At 70.9% G+C, this 11633-nt stretch carries 13 protein-coding genes and 2 pseudogenes; 10 read left to right on the top strand and 5 right to left on the bottom strand.

The window, feature by feature from the left end:
* Positions 1-106: 106 nt before the first annotated feature.
* The 4 genes from Afe05nite_RS39710 to Afe05nite_RS39725 are packed head-to-tail and all read left to right on the top strand — an operon-like array spanning position 107 to position 2885.
* Positions 107-691, top strand: a complete 585-nt coding sequence (locus tag Afe05nite_RS39710) for a TetR/AcrR family transcriptional regulator (RefSeq protein WP_203822497.1) — start codon at positions 107-109, stop codon at positions 689-691.
* Positions 692-725: 34 nt separating this feature from the next.
* Complete coding sequence (locus Afe05nite_RS39715) at positions 726-1637, top strand: TIGR04222 domain-containing membrane protein (RefSeq protein ID WP_203822498.1); 912 nt, start codon at positions 726-728, stop codon at positions 1635-1637.
* Positions 1630-2454 carry an MbnB/TglH/ChrH family RiPP precursor modification enzyme gene (locus Afe05nite_RS39720; protein ID WP_203822499.1) on the top strand — a complete coding sequence of 275 codons (825 nt, stop codon included), beginning with the start codon at positions 1630-1632 and terminating at the stop codon, positions 2452-2454. The genes Afe05nite_RS39715 and Afe05nite_RS39720 overlap by 8 nt, the downstream gene beginning before the upstream one ends.
* Complete coding sequence (locus Afe05nite_RS39725) at positions 2451-2885, top strand: SCO6045 C-terminal-like domain-containing protein (protein ID WP_203822500.1); 435 nt, start codon at positions 2451-2453, stop codon at positions 2883-2885. Before Afe05nite_RS39720 ends, Afe05nite_RS39725 begins: the two co-directional genes overlap by 4 nt.
* Before the next feature lie 7 nt (positions 2886-2892).
* On the opposite strand, the gene Afe05nite_RS39730 is transcribed toward Afe05nite_RS39725, so the two are convergent.
* Positions 2893-3255 carry a nuclear transport factor 2 family protein gene (locus Afe05nite_RS39730; RefSeq protein WP_203822501.1) on the bottom strand — a complete coding sequence of 121 codons (363 nt, stop codon included), beginning with the start codon at positions 3253-3255 and terminating at the stop codon, positions 2893-2895.
* Positions 3256-3349: 94 nt separating this feature from the next.
* Here Afe05nite_RS39730 and Afe05nite_RS39735 point away from each other — a divergent pair, with 94 nt between their 5' ends.
* The 3 genes from Afe05nite_RS39735 to mug all read left to right on the top strand — a co-directional run bounded on the left by Afe05nite_RS39735 (position 3350) and on the right by mug (position 5578).
* Complete coding sequence (locus Afe05nite_RS39735; protein WP_203822502.1) at positions 3350-4096, top strand: helix-turn-helix domain-containing protein; 747 nt, start codon at positions 3350-3352, stop codon at positions 4094-4096.
* A gap of 17 nt (positions 4097-4113) precedes the next feature.
* Positions 4114-4875 carry an SDR family oxidoreductase gene (locus Afe05nite_RS39740; protein WP_203822503.1) on the top strand — a complete coding sequence of 254 codons (762 nt, stop codon included), beginning with the start codon at positions 4114-4116 and terminating at the stop codon, positions 4873-4875.
* Between the two features lie 112 nt (positions 4876-4987).
* Complete coding sequence (gene mug / locus Afe05nite_RS39745) at positions 4988-5578, top strand: G/U mismatch-specific DNA glycosylase (protein WP_203822514.1); 591 nt, start codon at positions 4988-4990, stop codon at positions 5576-5578.
* Positions 5579-5830: 252 nt separating this feature from the next.
* On the opposite strand, the gene Afe05nite_RS39750 is transcribed toward mug, so the two are convergent.
* Positions 5831-5983, bottom strand: a complete 153-nt coding sequence (locus Afe05nite_RS39750) for a hypothetical protein (protein ID WP_203822504.1) — start codon at positions 5981-5983, stop codon at positions 5831-5833.
* A 513-nt stretch (positions 5984-6496) separates the two neighbouring features.
* Here Afe05nite_RS39750 and Afe05nite_RS45175 point away from each other — a divergent pair.
* Both Afe05nite_RS45175 and Afe05nite_RS39760 read left to right on the top strand, forming a co-directional pair.
* Positions 6497-6970: pseudogene (locus Afe05nite_RS45175) on the top strand (FG-GAP repeat domain-containing protein); the annotation flags it as partial.
* An 832-nt stretch (positions 6971-7802) separates the two neighbouring features.
* Positions 7803-8636: a hypothetical protein gene (locus tag Afe05nite_RS39760; RefSeq protein WP_203822506.1), complete on the top strand. Its 834-nt coding sequence runs from the start codon at positions 7803-7805 to the stop codon at positions 8634-8636.
* 50 nt (positions 8637-8686) lie between these two features.
* Here the strand turns inward: Afe05nite_RS39760 and Afe05nite_RS39765 are convergent, their stop codons facing one another.
* From Afe05nite_RS39765 to Afe05nite_RS45250, 3 genes and pseudogenes are all read right to left on the bottom strand, one after another.
* The gene (locus Afe05nite_RS39765; protein WP_203822507.1) at positions 8687-9934 is read right to left on the bottom strand and encodes a WD40 repeat domain-containing protein; all 1248 of its coding nucleotides are present in this window, start codon (positions 9932-9934) and stop codon (positions 8687-8689) included.
* Between the two features lie 487 nt (positions 9935-10421).
* On the bottom strand, positions 10422-10694 hold the full coding sequence (locus Afe05nite_RS39770; RefSeq protein WP_239118560.1) for an EAL domain-containing protein: 273 nt from the start codon (positions 10692-10694) through the stop codon (positions 10422-10424).
* Between the two features lie 49 nt (positions 10695-10743).
* Positions 10744-10818, bottom strand: a pseudogene (locus tag Afe05nite_RS45250) (hypothetical protein); the annotation flags it as partial.
* Positions 10819-10854: 36 nt separating this feature from the next.
* Here Afe05nite_RS45250 and Afe05nite_RS39780 point away from each other — a divergent pair.
* The gene (locus tag Afe05nite_RS39780; protein WP_239118561.1) at positions 10855-11361 is read left to right on the top strand and encodes an NUDIX hydrolase; all 507 of its coding nucleotides are present in this window, start codon (positions 10855-10857) and stop codon (positions 11359-11361) included.
* Positions 11362-11633 lie beyond the last annotated feature (272 nt).

The raw sequence follows: 11633 nt of genomic DNA on the forward strand, positions 1-11633 counted from the left end.
CCCGGATGGTGGAATTCGCATCATCCGGTCGGCGGGCGACGGCGATCCCTGGCAAGACGTACGTACGGATTGCATAAGAAACCGCCTGCGTGACACGATCCAGGGCGTGCCCAGAGTGAGTCAGGACCAGCTGGCGGCGAGGCGCCACGAGATCCTCGCGGCGGCCCGCGACTGCTTCGCCCGGTTCGGCTACGAGGGCGCCACGGTCCGCCGTCTGGAGGACGCCACCGGCCTGTCCCGCGGGGCGATTTTCCACCATTTTCGTGACAAGGAGTCGCTCTTCCTCGCCGTGGCCGAGGACGACGCCGCCAACATGGTCGAGACGGTCGCCCGCAACGGCCTCGTCCAGGTGATGCGCGACCTGCTCGCCAAGGCGGGCGAGGCGAAGGCCGGCGGCGACACCGCCGGCTGGCTCGGCACCCAGCTCGAGGTGTCCCGCCGGCTGCGCACCGACCCGCAGTTCGCCAAGCGCTGGGCCGAGCGGTCGGCGGCGATCGCCGACGCCACCCGCGAGCGCCTGCAGCGCCAGCGCGAGGCCGGCGTGCTCCGCGACGACGTACCGGTCGAGGTGCTCACCCAGTTCCTCGAGCTGGCCTACGACGGCCTGGTCCTCCATCTGGCCACCGGCCGACCGCCCGGAGAGCTGAGCCGCGTCCTCGACGTGGTGGAAGAGGCGGTCCGCCGGGGCTGATCCCGCTCGTTGCGCCCACCTGCACAATGAGGCCATGCGGGACACCTGGGGAATCTCCGGTCCGACCTTCATCGGCCTCTACCTCGCCGCCCTGGCCGTCATGGCGCTGGGACACGCGATCCACCGCAAGGTCCGGTTCCGCGGCACCCGCGGCGCCGCCGCCGGCGATCTCGGCCCGCAGCAGGTGGCCTACCTCAACGGCGGCGACCAGCTGGCCGTCTACGCGGCCATGGGCGGCCTGCGCGCGGCCGGCCTGATCGGCACCGGCCCGCAACGCACCCTGGTGCAGACCGGCCCGCTCACCGCCGGGGTCACCCCGCTCGACGCGGCCGTCCACAATGCCGCCGGCCACCAGGTGCGGTCCCGCGACGTCCTCGGCGACCAGTGGGTCCGCTCGGCGCTCGACCAGCTCCGTACCGGTCTCGAGCAGCGCGGCCTGGCGGTCAGCCGGGCCGACCTGGGGGCGCTGCGGCTGTGGGCCGTGCCGGTGGCCGCCCTGCTGGCCGTCGGCGTCCTGCGGCTGATCGCCGGGATCAGCACCGGCAAGCCCGTCGGTTTCCTCGTCCCGGCGGCGTTCTTCACGCTCGTGCTGCTCATCGCGATCGCCCGCACCCGCCGCACCGCCACCGCGGCGGCCACCCGGGCCATGGCCGAGCTGCGCAGCCGGCACAGTCACCTCTCGCCGCGGCAGTCGCCGGCCTACGCCACCTACGGCGCCACCGGCGCGGCCATGGGGGTCGCCCTGTTCGGTGCGGCCTCGTTGTACTCGATGGACCCGGCGTTCGCGGCCGAGGCGGAGATCCAGCGCGCGGTGGCCGGCGGCAGCGGCGGCGACACGTCCGGCTACTCCTGCGGCAGCAGCAGTGGCAGCACCAGTTCGTGCGGCAGCAGCAGCTCCTGCGGCGGGGGCAGCTCCTGCGGCGGCGGGGGTGGCTGCGGTGGCTGAGACCTACGGCGTGGGCATCGGCTGGCGTCCGGAGATCGCCGGTTTCGTCGCCGGGCTGCCCGGCCTGCGTTTCGCCGAAGTGGTCGCCGAGTCGGTGCACGCGCACGGCGAGCTGCCGCCCGGCCTCGGCGACCTGATCGAGCGCGGCGTCACCGTCGTCCCGCACGGCGTGCGCCTGTCCCTCGGCGGCGCCGAGCCGGTCGACCCGCAGCGGGTCCGCCACCTGGCCGAGGTCGCCGAACGGGTGCGGGCCCCGCTGGTCAGCGAGCACATCGCGTTCGTCCGGGCGGGCGGTGTCGAGGCCGGCCACCTGCTCCCGCTCCCCCGGTCCCGCGAGGCCGTCGACGCGGTGGTCGCGAACGTCCGGCGCACCCAGGCCGAGCTGGCCGTGCCGCTCGCCCTCGAACCGATCGCCGCGCTGTTCGACTGGCCCGACGACGAACTGTCCGAGGCCGACTTCCTCACCGAGATCCTCGACCGCACCGGCGCGGGCCTGCTGCTCGACGTCGCGAACGTCTACGCGAACGCCCGCAACCGGGGCACCGACCCGCTCGAACTGCTCGACGAGCTGCCGCTCGACCGGGTCGCCTACGTGCACGTGGCGGGCGGCGCCGAGCACGACGGCCTCTACCACGACACGCACTCCCACGCGACGCCGCAGCCGGTGCTCGACCTGGTCGGCGAGCTGTGCCGGCGCCACCGGCCACCGGCGCTGATGCTGGAACGCGACGGCGACTACCCACCGGCGGCGGAGCTGCGGGCCGAGCTGGACGCCATCGCGCACGCGGCCGGCTACCCGGAGGTGACGGCCGCGTGAGCGAGCGGGACCTGGCGGCGCGGCAGGCCGAACTCGTCGCGGCGCTCACCTCCGGAAAACCCGTACCGCAGGGATTTGACGCTCCTCGGGTCGAGGCCGCGCGGGTGGCGCTGTTGCGCAAGCGGGCCGGCGAGGTCTCCCGGCAGTGGCCGATGCTCGCGGCGTCGTTCGGCGCCGGATTCAAGCGTGAGTTCGCCCGGTGGGCGGCCGCCCGCCCGACCCGGGGCTCCCTGCGCGACGGCTGGGACATGGCCCGTGAGCTGCGGCTCACCGGCGCGGCGGCGGAGGAGCTCGCCGGGCGCGAGGTGTCGATGCGCTACGACGGCGCCGCCGCGCCGCGACCCCGCCGGTCTCCCGCGATCCGGTCGGCCGGCGGCGCCGTCGTCCTGCAGATCGCCGGCCGGGTACGGGTGATCCGCCGCGCCCGCTGAGCCGTCCTCAGCCCGGCGCCTTGTCGAGGAACCCGAACACCCGCCGGATCCGCCCGTCGTCGCCCAGCTCCGCCACGTCGAAGCCGACCACCAGCGGCTCCGCCCCGGCCGCGCCCAGATGCCAGGTGAAACGGCCCTGCTCGTGGTGGGCGTCGACCGGGCCGCCCGAGGTGAACGCCAGGCCCGGGAACTGCTGCTGCACCCCGCCGATCAGCGCGTCGAGGGCGTCCCGGCCCTCGACCGACGCGATCGGGTCGACGTAGCGGACGTCGGCGGTGAACAGGGCGTCGATCGCCGCGCGCCGCCGGGCCGGGTCGGTCTCGTTCCAGGCGGCCAGGTAGCGGTCCACCACGGTGTCGAAGTCGCTCATGTCAGGTCCTTTCTGGTTGGTGGACCCACCATCTCCCGTCCGAGGTAGGGCCGTCGATTACCCCCGAGGTAATGCGGACGCCTACGCTGCGGACATGACCGATGTGGGGCAGCTCCTGCGGGACTGGCGGACGACCCGGCGGATGAGCCAGCTGGAACTCTCCGTGGCGGCGGGGGTGTCGGCCCGGCACGTGTCGTTCCTGGAGACCGGCCGGTCGCGTCCGACCCGCGACATGATCCTGCGGTTGTCCGACCGGCTCGACGTACCGTTGCGGCAGCAGAACGAGTTGCTCCTGGCCGGCGGTTTCGCACCGGCCCATCCCGAGTCGGCGCTGGAGTCCGCGCCGATGTCGGCGGTTCTCGGGGCGCTGCGCGACGTTCTCGCCGGGCACGCGCCCTACCCGGCGCTGCTGATCGACCGGCACTGGACGATGGTCGACGCCAACGACGCGGTCGCCCCGCTCCTCGACGGCTGCGCGAGCCGGCTGCTCGAGCCGCCGGTCAACGTGCTGCGCCTGTCGCTGCACCCGGACGGCCTGGCGCCGCGCATCCGCAACCTCCCCGAATGGCGCACCCACGTGCTGCACCGGCTCGATCAGCAGGCCACCCGCCTGGGCGACCCGGTGCTGCGGGAGTTGCACGCGGAGCTCGCCGGATATCCGGGCGGCGCGAGCGCCGACCGGCCGATCGGGCTCGTCGTTCCGCTGCGCCTGGACGACCTGTCCTTCTTCAGCGTGACGTCGATTCTGGGTACGCCGTTGGACGTCACCCTGTCCGAACTGGCCATCGAGTCGTTCCTGCCCGCCGACGAGGCCACCGCCACCCGGCTGCACCGTCGCTGAGGTGGCAGGATCGGCCCATGGATCTCGGACTCGACGGTCGCGTCTTCATCCTCACCGGTGCGTCCCGCGGGCTCGGCTTCGCCACCGCGCAGGCCCTGGTCGCCGACGGGGCCAAGGTGGTGATCTCGGCCCGCTCGGCGACCGGCGTCGACGAGGCGGTGGCGCAACTCGGCGGCTCCGGCAACGCGGAGGGCCTGGCGGGCGACCTGGCCGACGCCGCCACCCCGGCCGCGCTCGTCGACCGGGCCATGGCCCGCTGGGGCCGGCTCGACGGCGCGCTCGTCTCGGTCGGCGGCCCCGGGCCGGGCACCGCCGCCGCGGTGTCCGACGACCAGTGGCGGGCCGCGTTCGAGTCGGTGTTCCTGGGCTCGGTGCGGGCGGTCCGCACGTTCGCCGCCGCCCTGCCCGCCGGCGGCGCGATCGGCCTGGTCCTGTCGACCTCGGTGAAGGCCCCGCTGGAACGCCTCGGCCTGTCCAACGGCCTGCGCCCCGGCCTGGCGATGGTCGCCAAGGACATGGCCGACGAGTTCGGCCCCCGCGGCGTACGGGTGCTGAGCCTGCTGCCCGGCCGCCTGCTGACCGACCGCAACCGCGAACTCTTCGCCGCCGCCGGCGACCCCGCCGCCGCCGAGGCCCGGGCCACGGCGTCGGTCCCCCTGGGCCGCCTGGGCGAGCCGGCCGAGTTCGGCAGGGTGGCGGCGTTCATGCTGTCACCGGCAGCCGGCTACGTGACCGGCATCGCCCTCCCGGTGGACGGCGGCTCCTTGCGTGCCCTCTGACCCCCACCTTCCCGCACCCGGCACCCTCCCCGGCCCGCCCGCCGGTCATCGCAAGCCGACCGGCCCGCCCGCCGGTCATCGCAAGCCGACCGGCCCGGCCGCCGGTCATCGCATGCCGGCCGGCCCGGCCGCCGGTCATCGCAAGCCGACCGCGGCGGAGGTCGCCGCGGCCGGCGGGCGCACCATCGCCGACGTGGTCGGCCCGGGTCTGCGGGTGCTGTTCGCCGGCATCAACCCGAGCCTCTACTCGGCGGCGACCGGCCACCACTTCGCCCGTCCCGGCAACCGCTTCTGGCCGGCCCTGCACCGCTCCGGCTTCACACCCGGCCTGCTGCACCCGTCCCAGCAGTCGATCCTGCCGACCCTGGGCCTCGGCATCACCAACGTGGTCGCCCGCGCGACCGCCCGCGCCGACGAACTCTCCCCCGCCGAACTGATCACCGGCGGCGAGATCCTGGCCGCGCTCGTGGCCCGGCACCAGCCCCGCTACCTGGCCGTCCTCGGCGTCACCGCCTACCGCACCGCGTTCGGCCGGCGGACCGCCGTGATCGGGCCGCAGGACGACACGATCGGCGGGGTTCCGGTGTGGGTGCTGCCCAACCCGTCCGGCCTCAACGCCCACTTCCAGCTCGCCGACCTGGCCCGCGAGTTCGCCGCCCTGCGCGAGGCGTCCACCCAGGTCACCCGGCCCGACCAGCGATGACGAGCCGGCTTTGCCGGCATCGCCGGGTCCGGGCCCGCCACGTATTCCGCTCGTTCGCGTCGGCCACGCCCCGCCGGTGACGCGGCCGCCGGGAGATCCGCCGCAACGCGCCGGTGATGCAGCTGCCGGGGCATCAGCCGCAACGCGCTGGTGATGCAGTGCCGGGACGTCGGTCCCGACGCGCTGGTGATGCGGCCGCCGGGCCGTCGGTCGCAACACGTTGGTGACGCAGGGCCGGGCCGGTGGTCGGGCTCACCCGAAGTCGGCCGCATGCTCGACGGCCCAGGTCGCGAAGGCGATGGCCGGACGGCCGAGAATCCGCTCGACGGCGTCGGTCGCCGCGGAGTTCCCGGCGGCCGCGTCGTCGAGGAACCGCAGCACGGCGTCGGCCTCCTCCGCCGGCATGAACCGGGAGAACCGGATCAGCGCGTCGGAACGGGTGAGCGCGTCGATCGTGATGGGGCGGTCGATCGTGGCGGCGATGGCGGCGACCTGGTCTCGCCGGCTGAGGCGAGCCGGGCCGGTGAGCAGGCCGGTGGTGTCGTCGTTGCCGATGAGGGCGGCGACGGCGACGGCCGCGATGTCACGCTCGTGGATCGGCGCGGTGAGCGCGTCCGGCTGGTGGGCCGCAGAACACCCCTGCCGCGGCCGATGGGTACACGTACTGCGGCAAATCAGTACGCCGGCCTTCGGCCATCACGATGCGGACGGCGGTCAGCGCACCGAGGTAGCGATGCCGCGAAACTCGCACCCACACTGCGCGAGGTCGTCCGACTTGAGCGCGTTCACGCGAGTAGACCGTCGTCTGGCCGATAGACCGTCGCCTCCACCGGACGGACATCGATCCAGGTAGAGCTGTCAATGCCGCGATGCGGGTTCCCGCACTGACCAGCGGCCGACTCGACCAGGAGCATGACGATGACCTCTCGAAGACTGACCCTGACCTTGGCCGTCTGCCTCGGCGTTGCCGCGGCGGCCTGGACTAACGGCTCCGCGGCGTGGGCCGCCGACCCGACCGTCGGGTGCCGGCCAGCACCGCCGGCCGCCGAGAACGCGACCGTAACCCGGCAGGTATACGCCCAGGCGATCCGGGACGGGGTGTCCCCGCGAGTGCTCCTTGCAACATTCGAAGCCGCCTGGGTCGAATCCCGTCTGAACAACTGCAGCAACGGCGACCTCGACTCGATGGGCGTGTTCCAGCAGCGGGCCAGCTGGGGCAGCGCCGATGCCCGGACCACGGTGGCCACGGCTACCCATGCCTTCGTCGTCCGGGCCAAGAACGTCGACGCGACCTCCGCGCCGTCGGTCACGGCGGGGCAGATTGCCCAGAAGGTGCAGGCGTCCGCGTACCCGGATCGGTACGACCAGGCGCAAGGCACTGCCACGGCGCTGTTGAACGCATACGGCGTGACTAACGGCGCCGGCACCCGGATGATCGGCCCGAACGCGTACATGGACGTCAGCAACAGCGGGCAGATTTACGCCTGGAGTTCCCGTTACCTCGGCGGGTCGCCGGGTGGCTACTCCGGCCGCTTCACCGACGCCAAGGTGACCACGGGCGACAATGGATACTGGCTGCTCACGTCGGCCGGACAGATCTACGCGTACGGCAATGCTCCCTATCTGGGCGGTGGGGCTGCCGGACACACCGGAGACCTGGTCGCCTTGGCGGCGACGCCGAACGATCAGGGCTACGTGATGCTCAGCGCGTCCGGCCAGGTCTACGCGTACGGCAACGCCGGCTACTTCGGCGGCAGCCCGGCCGGTGCGGGCGGCGAGTTCACCGACATCGAGATGACTCCGACCGGGCGTGGCTACTGGCTGCTGACCTCAGCCGGTCAGGTGTACGCGTACGGCGACGCCGGCTTCTTCGGCGGCAGCCCCGGCGGCTTCACCCGGGCCATCACCGCCATGTCGCCCACCCCCGACGGGCGAGGCTACGTCCTGGTCTCCAAGACCGGCCAGGTGTACGCGTACGGCAACGCGAGCTTCAAGGGCGGCTCACCCGTCGGCGTCTCCGGCGAGATCACCGACATCAGCTACACCCCGGGCAGCGGCTATCTGCTCATCAGCAGCTCGGGCCAGCACTACGGCTACGGCGACGCCCCCTTCATCGGCAACCCCAGCGGCGCCAACCCGTTCTGATCCGCTCCTTCGGAATCTGACCATCCACGACCGCGAACACTGCCAGAAAGGCAGGTCTGCAATGACTTCCTGGAAACGAATGACGGCGATCATCGCCACTGCCATGATCGGTTCCGCGCTGGTCAGCTCGCCGGCATCGGCCGGAGCGGGCACCTACCTGCTGGGACCCGACGAGACCCTGGGCTCGGGCCAGAGCCTGGGCACCGCGAACGGCATCGCGCTGACCATGCAGGGCGACGGCAACCTCGTCGAGTACGCCCCGGGAAACCGTCCCGTCTGGGCGTCCGGAACCAACCGCAGTGGCTCGATCCTGCGCATGCAGAGCGACGGGAACGCCGTCGTGATCGCACCGGGGAACGTTGCCGTCTGGAGCACGGGGACCAACGGCAACCCCAACGCCACCCTCGAACTGCAGACGGACGGCAACCTGGTGGTGTACGCCCAGGGTCATGTTGCCCGTTGGGCCAACGGTGTTTCCGTCTCCACCGGCTCGAACGGTGCCGCCGAGCAGGCAAGCGCCATCCTGGCCAACAGGAACATCACCTTGCAAACCGTTCACGTAAGCGGCGTGGTCGACAACCCCGACGCCAGCGCCCGCCAGAACATCGTGGACACCTCCAACGGCTTGCAGGCGGCACGGTCGGCCTACGGGGGCGCACCGGGCGGCCGAGTTTCGCTCGACCCGCGCATGCTCACCGCCCTCCGCCAGATCGGCGCCGAAGGGGCATTGCGAGTCAGTGAGATCGCCGGCGGCAGCCACAGCACCGGCAGTCGCCACTACGCGGGACGCGCCTTCGACCTCGACCAGTACGGTGGCCGGTCCACGACGACCATCGTCAACCGGTGCCGCCAGCTAGGTGCGACGCTGGCCCAGTTCGAGAGCGGGAACCACGTCCACTGCGAGTGGACCTGACCCCCGCGCACCACGGCCCTCGGCGCACGCGTCGAGGGCCGTGCCCCGTCTCAGCCCCCGCCCCAGTCCTCGATCGGCTGCAGCTGGACGCCGACGTCGGGTCCGGCCGTGGCCAGTACGTCCCCATTCGTCGAGAACGCCATCGATGTCACCGGCGCCGGGAACCTGTCGAGCGCGTGCACCAGCGCTCCGGTGCTGACGTCCCAGACACCCTGGCTTCCGTCCTGACCGCCCACCGCGATGCTGTTCCGGATCAGCGGATGGAAGGCAACGACGTTTGCCGCGGTAACGCCTTGGAGCTCACGAACCGGCTTTCCGCTGCTCGAGTCCCAGACCCCCACGTGGCCCGTGCCGGACACCATCGCCAGAGTGTTCCGCACGAGCGGATCGAATTCCAGCCGCTTCGGGGGCTCCGGCAGACCCTGGATGGTGCTGACGTCGCGGCCGGTGCCCGAGTCCCGTACGTGAATCTCCGTTCCGGTGCTGATCGCCAACTGCTCGGTGAGGAGGTCGAATTGGAGGATGCCGACCGGACCCTCGAACTTCAGGTCGCGCACGATCGTGTCCGACTTCGTGTCCCAGATCTTCACGGTCCCGGCGGCGCTCCCGATGGCCATGATCCCGCGGCGGCGCGGGTTGAAGGCCATCGCCGGCGCCGCGCCGGCCAGGTCGCCCCTGGTGCCGAGAATCGGCTTGCCGCTGCTGGTGTCCCAGATCCGGACCAGACCACTGGTTCCCGAGACGGCCAGGACGTTGCGGTTCATCGGGTCGAACGCGAGCGCGGCGATCCGCGTCTCACCAGTGGCGATGGTCTTCACCGCCCTCCGGTCGGAGTTCCACAGATGAACGTCACCGCCGGTTCCAGCGGTCGCCATCGACGCGGCCGCGAAACGACCGAACCGGCTGTATGCCAACAGAACCTCGCCTCGGCTGGCCTGGGTAAAGCTCGCTAGGGAAGCCGCCGGCGCCGCAGGGCGGTCACGGCTGCGGTCCGCCAGAACACCCAGCCCGAAGCCGACCACCAAGGCCATAAGGGTGGCCACGACCAGTGGCGTGCTACGGAGGAACGGACGACGTTCGGCGACGGGCTTCGCGGGCGTTTCAAGCGGATCGTCGCCGCCTTTGATCTGTTCTTTCGCGGCTTCCCACTTCAAGCGCCACGCATCAATATCACCGCCGCAACAACTGACGAAAGCCTCGACGGTTTCCCACGTCGGTAAATGATCTCCGCCGGCGGCCTCGGCCAATGCTGTCCGCGAACGTCCGGTCGACCTGGACATCTGCAGGTACTTCGGCAATCCCGCTTCCTCCCGCAGCACTCGAAGGTCATGAGCGAACGCGGCGACTGGTCCCTTATCCGGATCAAGGGGCCTCTCGGGGCGGGGCATGCATACCAGCATGCTGGGCGAATTGCTCCCCAGCAAGTTCTCACTTGCGTCCTATTTCCAAACCACTGTCGATGCAACCGCAGCCGAAACGGGCCAGACATTGCATTATGCAGAATCCTGCTTATCATCCACTATCCACGCATGACGGACAGAGTTTTCGTTCGGTCAAGTCCCCCCAAGCCAGCCAACTTCACTTCATTGTGCTGAATCCGTATTTCGTCCGGTATCGGGCAGGGCATACCATTTACATCGTCATACTGAAGCGGCATTTTGAAGATTGACCGACGCACTCTTCTCGGCAAATGAGTGCGCTGGTCGTAGAGTCGGTAGATGCCCCGGGGGTGGCGGCGCTGTCGCTGGTCAGGCTGGGTGAAGGGTGGGAGTGGGGCCTCGGGGATCAAACCCGACGCGCTCCCGCAGCCGGCGGCGAGGACGTCGGGGGCTGTGGGCGGCTCCCGTGGTAGCCCTGGACGAGGTCGCGGTCCCAGCGGCGCGGGCGGTCCAGGACGGCTTCGTTCTCGGCGAGTTCGGCGTTCAAGCACATGTTCAGGTTGTGGGCCAGTTCGACGGTGCTTTTGACGATGGCGCTGCGGGCGTCGGTGTCGCGGTGGGTCACGACGGCCCGGTCGAAGGTGAGATCGTCGACTGGCACCGGATACAAGAGGCGCATCCGATCGACAACAGAATCGGGACACCTGGCCGCCGGGCCTGGCGAACGCCTCAGGGAACCAGGGCCACCAGGCCACCGGATTCTCGGCATGCCGCAGAAGATGTGGCGAGTTGAGGGCCCCCAATCGATTTCAAGCAGGCCAGTTCCTACCATCAGCAAGGTGTCGCAGACCGTTTCATACCGCCGCCGCTCCGCCCGAGTGATCCTTCTCGACCGCGACCAGCACGTGCTCCTGCTGAAGTTCCTCTTCGACTCGACGGACGTCGGGCGGGGACATGGCTGGGTGACTCCGGGCGGCGGTGTGGATGCCGGCGAATCGCTCCAGGAAGCGGCTGCACGCGAACTTCGCGAAGAGATCGGCTTCGTAGTCAGCCCTGAACTGCTCGGTCGCCCCGTGGCCTACAGCTCCGGATACGCGGATGTCGGCTGGGCACGCGGCACTTTCCGCAATGACTTCTTCTTTTACCGTGTCGACGCCCAGGAGGTCGACACGACCGGCATGGAAGCCCTCGAACGCCAGCACCACGCTGGACACCGCTGGTGGACGTGTGACGAGCTGATCGACAGCACGGAAATCATCTACCCCCTCGGGTTGGGTTCCCTGCTGCATCAGATCCACGTGAAAGGCATCCCCGAGCAGGCAGTGCAGTTGCCCTGGCACCACTGACCAGCCGAACCACAGGGCCTCTTCGCGGCTGCCACCGGCGATCACGACCTGGGGCTGAGCGGGACTTGAACCTCGCTCGTCACACCGCCGGTCGCTCAGCGGTCGCACGCTACGAAAATCTTGCCGGAGCCGGTCCAACGATCACGCCGAAACGTAGTGCCCGGCCTCACCGTGACCGGCTTGGTGAACCACCGTCCCAGGTGGTGGTCAACTCGGGCACTCCCAAAGGCAGCCCGCCGAGCCCGACAAGCTGGTCCGGCTCAGCCACATTC

The sequence above is a fragment of the Paractinoplanes ferrugineus genome (assembly GCF_016862195.1).
In the GTDB taxonomy this organism is placed as follows: Bacteria; Actinomycetota; Actinomycetes; order Mycobacteriales; family Micromonosporaceae; genus Actinoplanes; species Actinoplanes ferrugineus.

Coding starts and splice junctions, on each gene's coding strand:
- Afe05nite_RS39715 (WP_203822498.1), top strand. CDS start 726: ATGCGGGACACCTGGGGAATCTCCGGTCCGACCTTCATCGGCCTCTAC.
- Afe05nite_RS39730 (WP_203822501.1), bottom strand. CDS start 3,255: ATGAGCGACTTCGACACCGTGGTGGACCGCTACCTGGCCGCCTGGAAC.
- Afe05nite_RS39735 (WP_203822502.1), top strand. CDS start 3,350: ATGACCGATGTGGGGCAGCTCCTGCGGGACTGGCGGACGACCCGGCGG.
- Afe05nite_RS39740 (WP_203822503.1), top strand. CDS start 4,114: ATGGATCTCGGACTCGACGGTCGCGTCTTCATCCTCACCGGTGCGTCC.
- mug (WP_203822514.1), top strand. CDS start 4,988: ATGCCGGCCGGCCCGGCCGCCGGTCATCGCAAGCCGACCGCGGCGGAG.
- Afe05nite_RS39750 (WP_203822504.1), bottom strand. CDS start 5,983: ATGCCGGCGGAGGAGGCCGACGCCGTGCTGCGGTTCCTCGACGACGCG.
- Afe05nite_RS39760 (WP_203822506.1), top strand. CDS start 7,803: ATGACGGCGATCATCGCCACTGCCATGATCGGTTCCGCGCTGGTCAGC.
- Afe05nite_RS39770 (WP_239118560.1), bottom strand. CDS start 10,694: ATGCGCCTCTTGTATCCGGTGCCAGTCGACGATCTCACCTTCGACCGG.